Consider the following 17,046-nt stretch of genomic DNA (forward strand, 5'->3'; position numbering starts at 1 on the left):
GCCCGCGCAGCAGGCCTCGCGCCCAGCGACCCACGAGGGCGACGTTGACGCCGCTGGTCAGGCCGGCGCGGGCGGCCAGCGTCTCGGTGATGTCCATCAGGACGGCGCCGACGATGCCGCCGGCAAAGGCGAGGACGAACGCGTTCACGGGCAGGCTCCGTCGGGGGTGGCGGGATGGGTTGAGACGGGCCTTATGACTGGCCGCCGGTGGCGCCCGCGCCGCACGCGCACTGCGGACCACAGGCGCACTGCGGGCCGCAGGCGCAGGCCATCGGGGCGACGGCGGGCTGGCAGCCGCAGGTGCAGGCGGCGCCGGGGCATTGCGTGCAGGTACAGGGCATTTGCTGAGGGGTGTTCATGGTGAGTTCCTTCGGGTTGCATCGACGACGGGATGTCTTCGATGGCTGCACTGTCGCGGCGCCGGACTTTGCGTCACAGGCGATTGCGACGAGGGGTCCGCGCCTAGGCGGGAACGGTCGCTGTCGTCGACCGGACGGTGGCGCGGCGGTGGCGCGGTGTCAGGCGGCGGGGTCGGCCCCCGCGGACGCCAGCTCGCGCACCGTCAGCCACAGGCGCAGGTCGAACTCGAGCCGGTGGTAGTGCGGCTCCATGTGCTCGCACAGCGCGTAGAACGCGCGGTCGTGCTCAGGCTCCTTCAGGTGCGCCAGCTCGTGCACGACGATCATGCGCAGGAAGTCGGCCGGCGCGTCCTTGAACAAGGTGGCGATTCGGATCTCGCGCTTGGCCTTCAGCTGCGCGCCCTGCACCCGCGACACGCGCGTGTGCGTGCCCAGCACGTTCTTCAGCAGGTTCAGCTTCGGGTCGTAGGCCACCTTGGCCAACGGCGGCGCGCTCTTCAGGTGGCGCGCCTTCAGCGCGTTGACGTACTCGAACAAGGCGCGCTCGCTGCGCACCGCATGCGGTTCGGGATGGCGCCGTGCCACGGCGGCCGCCAGCGTGCCGGCCTCGATCATCGCGGCTACCTGCGCCAGCAGCTCGGGCGCGTAGCCCTGCAGGTACTTCAGGTTCACGCCGGCGCGGGCCGGCCCCACACCAGCAGCAGGTTGTTGGCCGGCATCGGCACGCGCTCGCGCAGCGCGAGGCCGGCCAGCGCCGCCTGCTGCGCCACGTCGGCCAGGCGCCGCAGACCCCAGGCCGGATCGCGCGCCCGCAGGTCGGCGTCGAAGGCCAGGTTGCTCGGCGCCGTGGGCACCTCGTCTTCGAGGTACGGGCCGTAGGTGATCAACAGGCCGGCGGCCCCCAGATGGCGCGCCGCGCCGCGCATCAGCCCGCCGCAGCAGGCCCAGGGCGCGATGTGGAGCATGTTGGCGCAGTAGATCGCGTCCACCACGGCCGGCACGCCGGGCCAGTGGGGCTGCAGCACGTCCAGCTGGACCGGTGCTGCCACCTGCGGCAGGTTCGCGCACCAGGCGGCGATGGACGGCAACGCGCTGGCGTCGAAGTCACTCGGCAGCCAGCGCCAGCCGGGCAATCCTGCGCTGCAATGGGCCGCATGCTGGCCGGTACCGCTGGCGATTTCCAGCAGCACGCCGCGAGCCGGCAGCAGGCGCTGCAGCTGCACGAGGATGGGCGCCGCGTTGCGCTCGGCGGCAGGACTGTGGCGGCGGGGGGCGTCGGTCATGGCGGGTGTCCCATGACAGTCTATCGAGTGCGGCACGCGGCCGGTCGCGCGGTGCCGGCCGGCGCGCTGTGCCGGCGATGTCCGGTTCGCGGGCGCCAGGCCGTCCGGTCGTACGGGAACGAACCCGCAACCGAATGGCCGAACAGGAGCCCCGAGATGAAGCTTGTTGGGCCAGGGTGCGCTGGCACCGGTCGACTGCAGCGTGGGCTTCGTGGCCGCGCCGCTGCGGGCCTGCCGGGGCGGCGCGTTCGGCGACCTCTTGCAGGACGTGGCGGTGGTCGTCAACACCGGCAGCGTGCCGGCCTCGTTCAACGGCGCCTCGCTGCCCGGGGGCGCGGCAGCGCTGCGTGCGGGCGCAGTCTTGACGGTTCGGCCCGGGCGGCCGCCGAGGGCGCTCGGGCGAACGGCCCGAGCCCACGGCAGGTGGGGTGCAAGGCCCTTCGACTTGAGGGCGCGCAAACGCCGCGGGCCGCCCCCAGCGCAACATCGGCGCAGTCCGTCAAGGAATCCTGATGCGCAAACTCGAAGTCTTCGAACCCGCGATGTGCTGCCCCACCGGCGTGTGCGGTGTCAGCGTCGATCCGGTGCTGATCCAGTTCAATGCCGACCTGCAGGCGCTGGCCCAGCAGGGCGTCGAGATCGCGCGCCACAGCCTCAGCCACGCGCCCGCGGCCTTCGCCGCGCATGCCGAGGTCGTGAAGGAAATGGCCGCCGGCATGGACCGGCTGCCGATCGTCACCATCGACGGTCACATCGTGTCGACCGGCGTCTACCCGTCGAAGGCGCAGCTGCTGAGCAAGCTGGGCCTGCCCATTCCGACGGCCGACAAGCCGCGCATCAAGCTGGGCGACTGCGGCTGCGCGCCGGGCCAGTGCCACTGAGCCCGCGGTCGCTGGCATGGCCCTGCCCAAGATCGAGACCCGCTTCGCCTTCTTCACGGGCAAGGGCGGCGTCGGCAAGACTTCGCTGGCCTGCGCCTGCGCCGTCCGGCTCGCCGAGCACGGGCGGCGCGTGCTGCTCGTCAGCACCGATCCGGCCTCGAACCTCGACGAGGTGCTGGAGACGCCGCTGAACTCGACCCCCACCGCCGTGGCCGGCGTGCCGGGCCTGCAGGCGCTGAACGTCGACCCCGAAGCCGCCGCGGCGGCTTACCGCGAACGCATGGTCGGCCCCTACCGCGGCGTGCTGCCGGCCGCGGCGATCCGCAGCATGGAAGAGCAGTTCTCCGGCGGCTGCACCGTCGAGATCGCGGCCTTCGATGCGTTCGCCGAGCTGCTGGCCGGCAACGCGGTGACCGCGTCGTTCGACCATGTCGTCTTCGATACCGCGCCCACCGGCCACACGCTGCGGCTGCTGTCGCTGCCCTCGGCGTGGAACACGTTCCTGGCGACCAACACCACGGGCAGCTCGTGCCTCGGTCCGCTGGCCGGCCTGGAGAAGAACAGGGCCACCTATGCCGCGGCCGTGCGCGCGCTGGCCGACGGCGCGCTGACGACGGTGGTGCTCGTCGCCCGCCCCGAGGTGTCGGCGCTGCGCGAGGCGGAACGCACGCGCCACGAGCTGGCCGACCTCGGGGTGCGCCGCCAGGTGCTGGCGCTCAACGGCGTCTACGAGGCGGCGTCCGACGATCCCGTCGCAAGGGCGATGGCCTCGCGCCATGCGGCCGCGACGGCGCAGATGAGCGCGGGCCTGTCGGCCCTGCCGTGCAGCCGCACCGGGTTCATTCCACGCGGCATGGTCGGCCTCGCCTCGTTGCGAGCCTTCCTGCACCCGCCGGCCGAGCCGCCGGCCGCGCCCGCCATGCCCACCGCCGATGCAGCGGACCACGGCCTGGCCGCGCTGGTGGACGAGATCGAGGCTGCCGGCCACGGCCTGGTGATGACGATGGGCAAGGGCGGCGTGGGCAAGACCACCGTCGCCGCGGCCGTCGCCGTCGCGCTGGCGCAGCGCGGTCATCGCGTCGTGTTGTCGACCACCGATCCTGCGGCCCACCTGGCCTGGTCGCTCGACGAGCCGGTGCCGCGGCTCTCGCTCGAACGCATCGACCCCGCGGCCGAGGTGGCGCGCTACCGGCACGAAGTGCTGGCGAAGGCCGGCCCGGGCCTGGACCCGCAGGCGCGGGCGATGCTGGAGGAAGACCTGCGCTCGCCCTGCACCGAGGAGATTGCGGTGTTCCGCGCGTTCGCCGAGACCGTGGACAAGGCCCGCGACGCCTTCGTCGTGCTCGACACCGCGCCCACCGGCCACACGATCCTGCTGATGGATTCGGCCGAGGCCTACCACCGCGAGGTGAGCCGCACGCAAGGCGACACGCCGGAGCCGGTGCGCACGCTGCTGCCCCGGCTGCGCGACCCGGCCTTCACGCGGGTGCTGATCGTCACGCTGGCCGAGGCGACGCCGGTGCACGAGGCCGAGCGGCTGCAGGCCGACCTGCGGCGCGCGGGCATCGAGCCCTTCGCGTGGGTCATCAACCAGAGCCTGCTGGCCAGCGGCACGCAGGACCCGGTGCTGCAGCAGCGCGGCGCCTACGAGGCGCCGTTCATCGCGCATGTCCGCGAGTGCTCGGCCTCACGCTGCGCGCTGCTGGCGTGGCGGCGCGAGGCGCCGGTCGGCGTGGCGGCGCTGCTGGCGCTGACGGCGGGCGAGGCCGCTCAATTCAGCCGATAGGCCGCATGGCAGGCCACGCAGGCCTGGTTCACGCGCGCCAGGGCCGCCAGCGCCGGCCGCAGGTCGCCGGTGACCGACGCATCCTTGGCCACGGTGGCGAACTGGCTGGCCGCGCGGTGCATCGCCGTGCCGGCGTCCTGCATGCCCTGCGGCATGTAGCGGGCGACTTCGTGCGCACCATGGGTCTTCAGCGAGGACATGCCCAGCCGCTGCTCGGCGACATCGGCCGCCCGGTCGAACTCGCCCTTCGCGAGCGCGTCCTGCATCTCGCCAAGCGCCAGCAGGTGGTCGCGCATGTTGGCCAGCGTGTGGCGGCGCAGTGGCTCGGGAAACGCCACCGGCCGGCGCGGGTCGGCCGCCGCGGCCGGGTCCTGCGCGGGGCCGGCCGCAGGATGTACGTGGCCACCCGCCGGGTGCGTCTGTGGCAGGGCCAGCGTGGGCAACACAAGGGCCAGGGCGGCCAGGGTTCGTCGGGTCGCGGTGTTCAAGATGCCTCCGGAGCATGCGCATGCTCGCCGCGGGCGCCGCGCCAGGCCTATGATTTCGATCATATGGACAGCACCATGACATCGCCGTGAGCGCCGCCAGCCCGCCGCTGCCGAAGGCGCTCGCGGCGCTGGCGCAGCAGCAGTCCTTCGCGGCGGGCGATCGGGTGTTCCGGGCTGGCGCCGCGGCCCGCCACGTGCACTTCCTGGTGCAGGGCCAGGTCCGGCTCAGCCGCTTCGGGCGGCAGGGCGAAGCGGTGGTCATCCATGCCGCGCTGGCCGGCGAGTACTTTGCCGAGGCCTCGCTGCACAGCGAGCGCTACCACTGCGATGCCGAGGTGCTGCAGCCGGCGCTCGTGGCCTCGATTCCCTCATCGGCGCTGCGCGAGCTGCTGCAGCGCGATGCGGAGTTCGCGATGCACTGGGTGGCCATCCTGTCGCGGCAGCTGCGGCAGACACGGGCGCGCGTCGAACGGCTGTCGCTGAAGGGGGCCGCCGAGCGCGTGCGGCACCTGCTGCTGACCGAGGGCAAGGGCCTCGCGCACCAGTACACGCTGCGCGGGTCGGTGAAGGACCTGGCGGCCGAGCTGGGGCTCACGCACGAAGCGCTGTACCGGACCCTGGCCGCGATGGAGCAGCAGGGCGTGATCGAGCGCCGCGCCACGACGATCACGCTGCGCGGCGGCCGTTGAGCGCGCGGCCGGGACGGGCCGACAGGCGTCGTAGACGAGATGAAAGACATACGCATACAGCGCATAAGCCAGGGTGAGCCCGATGTCGGCGGCCAGCGCCGCGCGCCATGACAGACCGGTCATCGCCACGATCGTCGGCCAGGTGAAGACCGCGGCGCTGGCCTCGTGCAGCAGCGCGTGCAACACCCGCAGCCACTGCGGTCGCTCGCTCGCCAGACGGCCGCTCAGCCTGTGCTCGACGAGATCGAACGCGGTGTTGAACAGCGCCGACCAGCCCATCACCAGCAGCGTCAGCACGGCGATCAGCGCGAACGAAGCGCGCATGCCATGCCCCGCCAGCAGCGCGAACAGCGGCGCCACCAGCAGCAGGCCGCCGGCTTCGAAGCACAGGGTCTGGCGCAGGCGCTCGCGCGCGTTGCGAATGGCGCCGGGCATGGCCACCGCCTCAGCGCGTGCAGCACAGCGCGTCGCCACGCAGCGTGGGCGGGGCCGAGCGAGCGGCTGCAGCGACGGGCCTGGGCGCGTGCCGGTGCAGGTGGGGGTGCGGGTCCTCGGCCAGCATTCGCTCGTAGACCGCCGCCTCGCCGTGGGCATCGCTGATCGACGCGAAGACGCGGCGCCGGTCGAACTCGAAGCTCGCATAGGGCTGCGCGAACAGGCGCCGGAACCCGGTGCGCTGGGCCAGCTGCGCCGTGACGCGGTGCGTGCAGATCGTCACGGCGCGCAGGAAGCCCAGCGCCCGCGCGGCCGCCAGGGACCGCCTCTCCAGCATCGAGGCGACCCCGTAGCCAAACTGGCCGGGCAGCACGCCGGTGACCACCAGTTCCACGACCTCACCGCTGCGCACCGGGCCGCCCTGCTGCGCGTAGGCCTGGCCCAGCTGGTCCAGCAGCGCCAGCGTCGGCCCCAGCGAAGGCGCAAGCGATGCGGCGCTGATGACCGGGACGTGATGCAGATCTGCCGCCATGCAGAAGCCGGTCACGGCACCGGTGGCCGCGTCGCATGAAACGAAGGACAGCGGCGAGCCTGCGCAGGCAGCGACCACCTGGACGGCGAAGGCCAGGAACTCGTCCGCCGTCACCGCGGTGGCCACGGCCATCGGCTCGCGGGCCGCGAACGATTGCGCGACCAGGCGCGCCAGCACGAGCGGGTCGACGGTGCTGGCTGCCACGACCTGCGGGCGCGACCCGGGTGGCGGGGCATCGACGATGGTGCTCGGCATGCCACGCAGCAGGCCCGAGAACAAGGCCACCACGTCATCGGCGCGCTTGAGCGACGCCGGCAGTGTGACCACCTCGCCGGGCGCGAACGGCGCGGCGTGCCAGTCCTTCTCCAGGCGCCGCAGCGTGGCTGCATGCGTACAGCGCTCCGCCTGGAGAGGCCCCGTGCCGGCGCCGTCGTGGAGGACGCAGAGCAAGCGGTCCTGCGCGAACACCGGCAGCGCGGGCGCGTTGGCCGCAGGCTCGGGCAGGCTGTCCAGGGCGAGGCGGCGCGACGCAGGCAGCCCCTCCAGCGCGCCCGCGTCGCGGCACAGGATGAGGGGCGCGCCACAGTCGTCCGCGATCTGCCGCACCCGCCAGGCGGGCTGCAGCGGATCGATGGTCACGAAGGCCCCGCCGGCCAGCAGCACACCGAGCATCGCGACGACGGCGTCCGCCGAGCCCGGCAGCGCGATGCCCACCGGCAAGCCGGCGGCGACGCCGCGATCGCGCAGCACCATCGCCAGGCGCGAGGCGCGCGCCAGCAAGGTCCGGTACGTCACCGTGCCCTTCGACGTGCGCAGTGCCGGGGCGTTGGGATGGGCCTGCGCCACGTCGACGAAGCGCGCGGAGATCGAGTCGCCCCGGCGCGGCGCCACCGGCGCGCGGCCTTCGATGATCTCGGCCGCCACGGCGCGGATGTCGCGGATCGCGACCGCGACATGCTCTTCGTGCGTGCGAACACTCAGCACGCACAGCCGGATCCAGACGCGACCGTTGAGCGTCGTGGGGGACAGGAACACGCTGCCACGGTGGTTCACCCGCCGCAGCAGCTCGCGGGTGTCGGCATCGAGGTCTCCTGATGCATCGGGCATGTCGCTGAGGCGGAAGGCGACCGTGGAGAGCTGCGGTTCGTCGATCAGCTCGAGCCCGGGAACCTGCCGCAACTCACGCGCCGCCTGCCGGGCGAGCTGCAGCTTCTCGTCGAGATGGGCCGCGAACGCATCGACCCCGCAGAGCTGCAGGGGCAGCCACAGGCGCACGCCACGCATCTCGCGCGAGAGCTCGGGGCTCATGTCGCAGAAGTTGATCTCGTCGTCCTGCAGGGCTGGCAGGTAGCCCGCCTGCTCCTGATCGCCGAACGCGCGCCGCAGCAGCGCGCGATCGCGCACGACCAGCGAGCCCGTGCCGTACGGCAGGCCCAGGCCCTTGTGCGGGTCCAGCGCCACCGAGTCGGCGCGCGCGATGCCCGCAAGCGCGCGCTGGCCGTCGGCGGTCAGCATGAAGAAGCCGCCGTAGGCCCCGTCGACGTGCAGCCACAGGCCTTCGTCGCGGGCCAGATCGGCCAGGCCGTCCAGATCGTCGACCGCGCCGGTGTTGGTCGTGCCGGCATTGCCGACCACCATGAAGGGCTGCAGGCCCGCCGCGCGATCGGCCCGCACGGCCTGTGCCAGGTGCGGCAGCGAAAGGCGAAAGCGGGCGTCGGTGGGCAGGCGGCGGATCTGCGCGCCGGGGAACCCGGCGGTGCGGGCCGCGCGGCGCACCGAGTGGTGGCATTGGTCCGACACGTAGATCACGCCGGACAGGAAGTTCTCCGGCAGCCGGTCGACACGGGCCGCGACGATGGCCATCAGGTTCGACATCGATCCACCGGTGGTGAGCACGCCGCCGGCGGTGTCCGGCATCTGGAGGACGCTGCACAACCAGCGCACGACGTTCCACTCCAGGCGGACGAGTCCCGGCGCCATCGACTCGTGCCCGGCGTGCCGGTTGATGCACTTGGTGATGAAGTCGCCCAGGGCCGACTGGAACAGGCCGCCCCCCGGCACGTACCCCAGGTAGCCCGGCCCGGCGGTGTTCACGCCCGGCGGCAGGACCTCGTCGAAAAGGTGGGCCAGCAGCGCCTCCAGCGGCTGCCCGGCCGCGGGCGGCATCGGCATCGGCGCCACCGCGAGGTGGCTGGCGGGACTGGACGCGATCTCCTGGCCGAGATTCGAGAGATAGGCGATGACCCGCTCGCCTGTCGTGGCAAGCATCTGGCGCATCTCCTGCGCGGAAGGTTCGAGCGATGGGGCCGACATGTCTGTCCTCGCAGTGCTGGGGTGGCGGGTGCCTGCACTGTCGTTCGCGCACCCCGGCCTCGTCCCCAAACGGCCCCAAAGGTTTTCAAAAACACATCGCGCGCCCAGGTCGCTCAGCGCGCGCGCAGCAGCGCGCCCATCGCCGCGACCGACAGCAGCGCGGACGCCGCAAACGCGGCACTCGGCGTGATGGCCCAGAACGCCGCGGCGATCAGCGATGCCGGCAGGTACATCATGCCCACCACGAAGTTGTAGACGCCCACGGCCGTGGCGCGCCGCTCGGGCTCGAGGTCGGCGATGAAGGCCTTGCTCTGCGATTCGTCGATGGCATAGAAGAGGCCGTAGACGACGAACACGGCGCCGATCTCCCAGCGGCTGCTGGCGAACACCAGCCACAGGTTGATGCCTGCATACGCGGCATAGCCGAGCAGGACGATGCGGCGGCGCCCGATGCGGTCGCCCAGCCGGCCGACCCAGGGCGCTGCCATCACGCAGCTGGCGTTGAACAGCGCATACAACAGCACCACCTCGGCGATGCCGAATCCCAGCGCATGCGCCTTGAGCAGAATGAAACCCAGGCTGAAGTACGCCAGCCCAAAGACCGCGCTCGGCAGGAGAAAGCGCTTGAACGCTGGCGTGAGGTGCTGCCAGTTCTGCCGCACACCCTCGCGCTCGTGAACGACGCCCGGCTGGTCGGGCATGCGCGCGAGCACCAGCACGCCCAGGACCGCCGGCACGAAGGCCACCAGGAACAGCGTGGCGTAGGTGCTGGCCGACTCGCCCCGCCAGGACAGCAGCCCGTAGGCCAGCAGCGGCCCGATCACCGCGCCGGACTTGTCGAGGGCCTTGTGCACGCCGTAGGCAAAGCCCCGTGACTCCTTGTCGGCCAGCGAGGCCAGCCAGGCATCGCGGGGCGGGCCGCGAAAGCCCTTGCCCAGCCGCTCGACGACACGAAAGACGCTCAGCGCGACGATCGAGGACGACACCAGCAGCACGAGCTTGGCCAGCGTCGAGAAGGCATAGCCCGCGGTCGCGAACCCCTTGCGCCGTCCGCTGCGATCCGACAACCACCCGGCCAGGTAGTTGAGCGACGAGGCCGCAAAGTCCGCCAGACCCTCGACCCATCCCAGCAGCGCCGTGGACGCGCCGGCCACCGTGGTGAAGAAGACCGCGAACACCGCGAAGATCATCTCGGAGCTGACGTCGGTCAGGAAGCTCACCACCCCGAGCTTGAGCACATCGGGGTGCAGTCTCAGGCGATCGCGCAGCGACATCCGCGACTCACAGCTGCCGCGGATCCAGCGCGTCGCGCAGCCCATCCCCCAGCAGGTTGAACGACAGCACCAGCAGGAAGATCGCCAGGCCCGGCCAGAACGCCATCCACGGCGCGCTGTCGACGTAGTTCTTGGCGGTGTTCAGCATGCTGCCCCAGCTGGGCGCGGGCGGCTGCTGGCCCAGGCCCAGGAACGAGAGGCTGGCCTCGGCGATCACCGCCGCGGCAATCGCCAGCGTGGCCTGCACGATCAGCGGGCCGACGATGTTGGGCAGCACGTGGCGCAGCGCCACGCGCCAGGGCGGGTTGCCGAGGGCGCGCGCGGCCTCGATGTAGTCCTCGACCTTGACGTTGAGCACCTGCCCGCGCGTGAGCCGCACGAACACCGGCGTGGCCGAAATGCCGATGGCGACCATCGCGTTGCTCAGGCTGGGGCCGAGGAAGGCCGCCAGCGCGATGGCCAGGATCAGGAACGGGCAGGCCAGGAAGGCATCGGTCAGGCGCGAGATCAGGCTGTCGACCGCGCCGCCGAGAAAGCCCGCGGCCAGGCCGATCGGCACGCCCAGCAGCAGCGAGATCGACACCGACACCAGCCCGGCCATCAGCGACGCGCGCGTGCCCCACACCACGCGGGCCAGCACGTCGCGGCCGATCTCGTCGGTGCCGAACCAGTGCTCGGCGCTGGGCGGCTTGCGGATCGCGCTCCAGCTGGTGGCGATGGGATCGTGACTGGCGATCACGCCGGCGAACAAAGCCAGCAGCACGAAGCCCAGCACCACCACCGCGCCGAACAGCGCGCTGCGCCGGCGCAGCAGCTTCATCGCCGCGCGGTACCAGGGGCCGGCGGTGGCGCCGGACGCGGCCGCGCCGGTGGACAGCTGGGCGAACGGGTTGGTGGAGGTCATCGGCCCATCGTCTCCATTCGGCTTCGATGTGCTGCGCGGCGCAGCACAGCGCGGATCAAGGCCGTTCGCTCTCGGCCCGTTCTTGCGGAGTGGTGACCAGAGCCTCCGCCTGTCCGCCGCTCTGGCAGCTCAATACCCCGAACCGTCGGGCTGCAACGTGGCGCGTACACCGCTCTGGCATCCCCTGCGCGCCGGCACCCGCATGCCAGCGGCTGCCAGGGCCTGGTTCGTGCCACGCTGGTGGCCGTCGGTTCGGGGTATTGAGCTGCCAGAGCCAAGGAAAACCGGAGGCCCATGGCAGCGTCAAGGCCAGATCGGATGTTCGAGGCCCTCTTCTTTGGTGACTTTCTTCTGGGCCCGCAGAAGAAAGTGACCCGCCCGCCGGGGCGGGACCCGGCACCTGTGCAAGCGCAGGCTCTCACCAAAAGCAAACCAGCAAACGACCGCCTCGAACCGCAAGCAGCCCTCCGCTGCAGTCGACGCCCTACTTCGTGCCGCACCCCGATTCGCCGCATCGCACTAACCCCGCAGCCGCGGATTGACGATGAAGTAGGCCAGGTCGGCCAGCAGGTTCAGCGTGATGTAGGTGGTGGCCGTCACCAGCACCACGCCCTGCACCACCGCGTAGTCGCGGTTGAACACCGCGTCGACGATCAGCTTGCCGAAGCCGGGGATCGTGAACACCTGCTCGGTGAGCACCGCGCCCGACAGCAGCGTGCCGAACTCCAGCGCGCCCAGCGTGATGATGGGCACCAGCGCATTGCGCAGCGCATGACGCAGCACCACGCTGCGCTCGGGCAGGCCTTTCGAGCGCGCGGTGCGCACGTAGTCGGCCGACAGCACCTGCAGCATCGCGCCGCGGGTGTGGCGCATCAGCACCGCGCTGATGGCGTTGCCCAGCACGAAGGCCGGCATGATCATCGCGGCCAGGTTGGCCTTGAGGTCCTCGAACGGGCTCACGTAGCCCGAGGCCGGCAGCCAGCCCAGTTGCACCGAGAACAGCATGATCAGCAGGATGCCGAGCCAGAAGTTCGGCGTGGAAATGCCCCACAGCGCGAAGCCGTTGGCCAGCGCGTCCCACCAGCGGCCGCGGCCCACCGCCGACGCGATGCCGGCCGGAATGCCGATGGCCAGCGCGATGGCGAAGGCCAGCACGGCCAGCTCCAGCGTGACCGGCAGCTTCTGCAGCACCAGTTCCCCCACCGGCTGCTGCATGCGCAGCGAATCGCCCAGGTCGCCGCGCAGCACCCCGCCCATCCAGTGCGCATAGCGCAGCGGCAGCGGGTCGTCCAGGTGCAGCTTCTCGCGCAGGTGGGCGACCACCGCCGGGTCCTGCTCCTCGCCGGCCAGGATCTTGGCCGGGTCGCCCGGCAGCAGCTGCTGCAGGCCGAAGATCAGCATCGAGACGAACAGCAGCGTCGGCAGCAGCGTGAGCAGGCGCTTGACGAGGAACGCGCGCATGCGGGGTGTGCCGACGGTTCAGCGGCCGGCCGGGGCCGGTGCCGCCGTGGCGTACACGTCCGGGCGGTGCCGTTCCATCATGCGCGGCGGGTTGGCCAGCGGTGTGAAGCCATAACGCGCATACAGCGCGTGGGCGTCACGCGTGGCCAGCATGAAGCGGCGCAGGCCCTGCAGGTCCGGATGCGCGAACACGGCATCGAGCAACTGCGTCGACAAGCCCCGGCCGCGGTGCGCTTCCAGCACGTAGACATCGGCCAGGTAGGCGAAGGTGGCGCGGTCGCTCACCACCCGCGCGTAGGCCACCTGCTGGCCGGCGCCGTCGCGCAGGCCGAAGCACAGCGAATGCCGTGCCGCGCGGTCGACGACCTCGAACGGCACGTTCGGCGACCAGTAGGTGGTGGCCAGGAAGGCGTGCACGGCCGGCAGGTCCATCTGCTCGTAGCCGGTGATCAGGGTGTAGCTGGTCATGCCGCCGCGATCAGTTGGCTGCCAGCTTCAGGCCGCCCACGCGCAGCAGCCCATCGGGAATCTGCCGCACGCCGCCCAGCTTGTTGGTGTAGGCCCAGAGCCAGTTGCGGTGGTACAGGTAGACGATGGGCCGCTCCTTCAGCACGCGCGCGGCGATCTGCTCGAAGAGCTTCCTGCGTTCGGCCGGGTCGCGCGTCGTGCGCGAGGCGTTCAGCAGCTTGTCGGTCTCGGCGTCGCAGTAGCCGGCGTAGTTCAGCGGCTGCTTGCAGGCGTCGAAGCTGTAGAGGTTGCCGTCGGGGTCGGGCCGGCCGCTCCAGGCCAGCACGTAGGCTTCGAAGTCGCCCTTGTCGGCCATGTTCAGCGAGGTGGCGAACTCGGCGGCCTGGATCTTGATGTCGAAGCCGGCGTCCTTGGCCATGGCTTGCACCACCAGCGCCAGGCGCTGCGCGTCGGACGTGGTGCCGGTCAGCAGCGTGAAGCTCGGGTTGGGCACGCCAGCGGCCTTCAGCAGCGCGCGGGCCTTCTCGACGTCGCGCTTGGGTACCGGCATGTTCTTCGCGTAGTAGGCGTTGTTCGGCGCGACCCACTGGTTGCCCACCGTGGCCTCGTTGTCCATCACCACCTGGGCCAGGCCCTGCCGGTCCAGCGAGAGCTCGAAGGCCTCGCGCACGCGGGCGTCCTTGCCCAGCGGGGTGGCCTGCGCCTTGTCGCTCTTGCCGACGTTGATGGTGATGCCCTGGTAGCCGATCTCGGTGATGCGGGTGACCTTGAAGCGCTTGTCCTGCTGCAGCTTCTCGATGTCCGAGGGCGCGACGCGCTCGATGAAATCGAGCTGGCCCGACTTCAGGTTGGCCAGCCGCACGGTGGCATCCGGGATCGGCAGGTAGGTGATGCGGCCGAGGTTGATCGCAGCCTTGTTCCAGTAGCCGTCGAAGCGTTCGAGCACGATGCGGTCCTGCGCCACGCGCTCGACGAACTTGAACGGCCCGCTGCACACCGGCTTCGCGCCGAACTTGTCGCCGGCGGCCTGCGCGGCCTTGGGCGAGACCATCATGCCGGCGCGGTCGGACAGCGCGGCCAGCAGCGGCGAGAACGGGGCCGAGAGGTTCAGCCGCACCGTCATCGGGTCGACCACGTCGACGCTGGTCACCGGCGCCAATTCGCCGCGGCGATTGGAGCCAGGCATCGTCTTGTGGCGCTCGATGTTGTACTTCACCGCGGCGGCGTCGAACTTCTCGCCGTCGTGGAAATGCACACCCGGGCGCAGCTTCAGCGTCAGCGCCTTGCTGTCGGCCGACCACTCGTACTTCTCGGCCAGCTGCGGCACGATGTTGAGCTTCTCGTCGACGTCGAACAGCTTGTCGCACAGCGCCGAGAACACCACGCGGCCGACGAAGCTGCGCGCCAGCGTAGGGTCGAGCACGTCGGGGTCTTCGGCCAGGCCCACCCGCAGGGCCGGCAGGGTCTGCGCCTGCACCGCGGCGCCCAGCGGCGCGAGCATGCAGCACAACATCAGCAGCAGTTTTCGGACGGACATGGCAGCGCTCCTGGACGCGTTGATCGGGTGTTAGGTCTTCGGCGCCTTGCGATGCGCCGCGTGGAATTCGGTGATGTGCTGCTCGATGCGTTCGCGGTCGAGCTCGCCCGCCGGCTGGGCACGCCGCGGCAGGCAGGCGATGAAGGGCTGGAAGCGTTCCAGGCTCACCGCGTACAGGCGCTGCAGCTCGCCCAGCGGGTCCGGGTGGTCGTCGGCGCGCAGGTCCAGCTCGGGGTAGTCCTCCGCGCCCTGGATGCGCAGCGCGGCGGACTGGCGGCCGCGCTTGTCGCCGCCCTCGGCTTCGCCGGCGCGCATGGCCATGATCAGGCGTTCGGCCAGCGGCAGGTCGCTGTGCGCGACATAGGCCGCGGCGGTGGCCACGATCACCGACTCGCCGGCCAGCATGTTGCCGGCCACGCTGAAGTCCTCGCGCTGCCAGTGGCCGCACCAGCCGATGCAGTCGCCGCCGGTGTGCGCGGCGCCGGCGCCGCGCGCGGGCAGCAGGTGCAGCTGGCGCTGGCTGCGGCCGGCGTCCGAGCCGGTGAGCGCGGCCACCACCTGCGCGGCGCTGCGGCCTTCGGCCAGCATCGCCAGGCCGCGCGGGCCGTAGGTGGGATTCATCAGCGCCTGCGTGCATAAAGCGCCGACACCGCCGCGCGCATGCACGCACAGGGCGCCCACCGCGAAGAAGCGGCTGGCGATCGCGATGCCGAAGCGGCCTTGTTCGTCCCGCGCGATGATCGACCAGGTCATGGGTCGGCCAGATTACTCCACCTTGCCGATGCGCCGCACCGCGTCGACCATCTGCTTCGCGTCGGCGTCCCAGTAGGCCTGGAACTCGGGCGCGTCCTGGTAGTCGATCGGGCTGCCGGCGCGGCCGATGGTGGCCACCACCGCGGGGTCGGCAGCGGCCTTCTTCGCCACCGCGCGCAGCTTCTGCACGATGTCGTCCGGCGTGCCGGCCGGCACGAACAGCGCGCACCACTGCGCGAAGCTCGCGTCATAGCCGGCCTGCTTCAGGCTCGGCACGTCGGGCAGCGATTGCAGCGGCCGCTCGCCCCAGTGCGCCAGCGGCCGCAGCTTGCCGGACTTGATGTGCTGCACCACGGTGGCCGGGCCGCTGGCCACCGCATCGACCTGGCCCGACAGCAGCGCCAGCACCGCGGGGCCGGCACCGGTGTAGGGGATGTGCGTCATGCGGAAGCCCGCGCCGGCCTTCAACATTTCCATCGGCACATGCATCGTGCCGTAGTTGCCCGAGCTGCCATAGTTGTAGGCACCGGGCCGGCGCTTGGCGTCGGCGACGAACTCGGCCAGCGTCTTCCACGGCGCGTCGGCGCGCACCACCAGCACCGTGGGGTCGGCGGTGAAGCGGGCGATCGGGATGAGCTGGTTGAGCGTGTAGGCCGGCTTGCGGCCGAACAGCACATCGGCCTCGGGCAGGATCGAGATCGACGACAGGCTCATCAGCAGCGTGTGGCCGTCGGCCGGCGCACGCGCCGCCGCGGCGATGCCCACCGCGCCACCGGCGCCGACGCGGTTCTCGACCACCACGCTCTGCTTCAACTCGCGCGCCAGCACCTCGGCCACCGGCCGCGCCACGGTGTCGGCCACGCCGCCGGGCGGAAACGGCACGATCATCACCAGCGGCTTGGCTGGCCACGCGACCTGCGCCTGCACGCGCGTGGCGGCCAGCGTGGCCGCGCCGATCAGCAGTTGGCGGCGCGCGATCATGCGGCCGCTCCGGCAGCGGTCCGGCTGGGGTCGACGAAGCGGTTCTCCAGCACGCCCAGGCCGTCGATCTCGATGCGCACCGCATCGCCATGGCCCAGCCAGCGCGGCGGGTTCATGCCCATGCCGACGCCAGCCGGCGAGCCGGTGGCGATCAGGTCGCCCGGCAGCAGCGTGATGCCGCGCGAGCAGGTCTCGATCAGCGTGGGAATGTCGAAGATCAGGTCGCGCGTGCGTGCGTCCTGGCGCAGCTCCGGCGCGCCGCCGGCGGGCATCACCCAGCAGCGCACGCGGGTGTCGCGGCCGTCCAGTTCGTCGGCCGTGACGATCCACGGCCCCATCGGGCAGAAGGTGTCGAAGCTCTTGCCCAGGTCCCACTGCGAGTGGCGCATCTGCACGTCGCGCGCGGTGACGTCGTTGACGATGGTGTAGCCCCACACATGGTCCATCGCCGCGCTGCGCGGGATGTTGCGGCCGCCGCGGCCGATGACGATGGTGAGCTCGGCCTCGTAGTCGATCTGGCTCGAGATCGCGGCGCCGGGCAGCTGCACCGCTTCTCCGGTCGCGATCACCGTCTCGGGCACCTTGGTGAAGACGATCGGCCAGCCCTCGGCCTTGTGGTCGCGGAACACCGAGTCTTTCAGCTCGCGGGCATGGGCGTGGTAGTTGCGGCCGACGCAGAAGATGTTGCGCCGCGGCCGCGGGATGGGTGCCAGCAGCTGCACCTCGGCCAGTGGCACGGCGTGCGTGACGTCCGGCAGCGCTGGCCGTGCGATGACGGCCAGCGCGCCGGCGTCTCCCTCGACGTCGAACAACTCGATCGCCGCGCCATCGGCGCTGAGGCGGCCCACCCGGCGCCGCCCCTGGTGCAACACGGTCGCGATTCGCACGGCTTGCTCCTGCAG

The 17,046-nt window shown here is 71.5% G+C and carries 15 protein-coding genes and 1 pseudogene; 3 read left to right on the top strand and 13 right to left on the bottom strand.

Features of this window, described 5'->3' with window-relative positions; all coding sequences use genetic code 11:
* Nucleotides 1-518 precede the first annotated feature (518 nt).
* Entirely contained in the window at nt 519-1,025 is a 507-nt protein-coding gene (locus ACILR4_RS16620; protein ID WP_395702026.1) for a M48 family metallopeptidase, read from the bottom strand.
* Nucleotides 1,026-1,027: 2 nt separating this feature from the next.
* On the bottom strand, nt 1,028-1,642 hold the full coding sequence (locus tag ACILR4_RS16625; protein ID WP_395701973.1) for a DUF938 domain-containing protein: 615 nt from the start codon (nt 1,640-1,642) through the stop codon (nt 1,028-1,030).
* Between the two features lie 512 nt (nt 1,643-2,154).
* Between ACILR4_RS16625 and arsD the strand changes: the two genes are divergently transcribed.
* On the top strand, nt 2,155-2,523 hold the full coding sequence (gene arsD / locus ACILR4_RS16630; protein WP_395701974.1) for an arsenite efflux transporter metallochaperone ArsD: 369 nt from the start codon (nt 2,155-2,157) through the stop codon (nt 2,521-2,523).
* Nucleotides 2,524-2,539: 16 nt separating this feature from the next.
* On the top strand, nt 2,540-4,309 hold the full coding sequence (arsA, locus tag ACILR4_RS16635) for an arsenical pump-driving ATPase (protein WP_395701975.1): 1,770 nt from the start codon (nt 2,540-2,542) through the stop codon (nt 4,307-4,309).
* Here arsA and ACILR4_RS16640 read toward each other — a convergent pair.
* Nucleotides 4,294-4,797: a hypothetical protein gene (locus tag ACILR4_RS16640; RefSeq protein ID WP_395701976.1), complete on the bottom strand. Its 504-nt coding sequence runs from the start codon at nt 4,795-4,797 to the stop codon at nt 4,294-4,296. The genes arsA and ACILR4_RS16640 overlap by 16 nt on opposite strands.
* 86 nt (nt 4,798-4,883) lie before the next feature.
* Between ACILR4_RS16640 and ACILR4_RS16645 the strand changes: the two genes are divergently transcribed.
* Complete coding sequence (locus ACILR4_RS16645; protein WP_395701977.1) at nt 4,884-5,486, top strand: Crp/Fnr family transcriptional regulator; 603 nt, start codon at nt 4,884-4,886, stop codon at nt 5,484-5,486.
* 27 nt (nt 5,487-5,513) lie between these two features.
* On the opposite strand, the pseudogene ACILR4_RS16650 reads toward ACILR4_RS16645, so the two are convergent.
* The 10 genes and pseudogenes from ACILR4_RS16650 to ACILR4_RS16695 all read right to left on the bottom strand — a co-directional run.
* A pseudogene (locus ACILR4_RS16650) lies at nt 5,514-5,921 on the bottom strand (chlorhexidine efflux transporter); the annotation flags it as partial.
* A 10-nt stretch (nt 5,922-5,931) separates the two neighbouring features.
* Nucleotides 5,932-8,721: an aminotransferase class V-fold PLP-dependent enzyme gene (locus ACILR4_RS16655; protein ID WP_395701978.1), complete on the bottom strand. Its 2,790-nt coding sequence runs from the start codon at nt 8,719-8,721 to the stop codon at nt 5,932-5,934.
* Nucleotides 8,722-8,879: 158 nt separating this feature from the next.
* Nucleotides 8,880-10,040 carry an MFS transporter gene (locus ACILR4_RS16660; protein WP_395701979.1) on the bottom strand — a complete coding sequence of 387 codons (1,161 nt, stop codon included), beginning with the start codon at nt 10,038-10,040 and terminating at the stop codon, nt 8,880-8,882.
* A gap of 7 nt (nt 10,041-10,047) precedes the next feature.
* Nucleotides 10,048-10,944 carry an ABC transporter permease gene (locus ACILR4_RS16665; RefSeq protein ID WP_395701980.1) on the bottom strand — a complete coding sequence of 299 codons (897 nt, stop codon included), beginning with the start codon at nt 10,942-10,944 and terminating at the stop codon, nt 10,048-10,050.
* 519 nt (nt 10,945-11,463) lie between these two features.
* Entirely contained in the window at nt 11,464-12,405 is a 942-nt protein-coding gene (locus tag ACILR4_RS16670; RefSeq protein WP_395701981.1) for an ABC transporter permease, read from the bottom strand.
* 18 nt (nt 12,406-12,423) lie between these two features.
* A complete protein-coding gene (locus ACILR4_RS16675; protein WP_395701982.1) occupies nt 12,424-12,873 on the bottom strand; it encodes a GNAT family N-acetyltransferase in 450 nt (149 codons plus the stop codon).
* Between the two features lie 10 nt (nt 12,874-12,883).
* On the bottom strand, nt 12,884-14,410 hold the full coding sequence (locus ACILR4_RS16680; protein ID WP_395701983.1) for an ABC transporter substrate-binding protein: 1,527 nt from the start codon (nt 14,408-14,410) through the stop codon (nt 12,884-12,886).
* A 30-nt stretch (nt 14,411-14,440) separates the two neighbouring features.
* Nucleotides 14,441-15,163, bottom strand: a complete 723-nt coding sequence (locus tag ACILR4_RS16685) for a DUF1028 domain-containing protein (protein WP_395701984.1) — start codon at nt 15,161-15,163, stop codon at nt 14,441-14,443.
* Nucleotides 15,164-15,175: 12 nt separating this feature from the next.
* Nucleotides 15,176-16,144, bottom strand: a complete 969-nt coding sequence (locus ACILR4_RS16690) for a Bug family tripartite tricarboxylate transporter substrate binding protein (RefSeq protein ID WP_395701985.1) — start codon at nt 16,142-16,144, stop codon at nt 15,176-15,178.
* On the bottom strand, nt 16,141-17,031 hold the full coding sequence (locus ACILR4_RS16695; RefSeq protein WP_395701986.1) for a fumarylacetoacetate hydrolase family protein: 891 nt from the start codon (nt 17,029-17,031) through the stop codon (nt 16,141-16,143). The genes ACILR4_RS16690 and ACILR4_RS16695 overlap by 4 nt, the downstream gene beginning before the upstream one ends.
* Nucleotides 17,032-17,046 lie beyond the last annotated feature (15 nt).

Origin of the sequence: Aquabacterium sp., assembly GCF_044226965.1 — a bacterium.
In the GTDB taxonomy this organism is placed as follows: domain Bacteria; phylum Pseudomonadota; class Gammaproteobacteria; order Burkholderiales; family Burkholderiaceae_C; genus Pseudaquabacterium.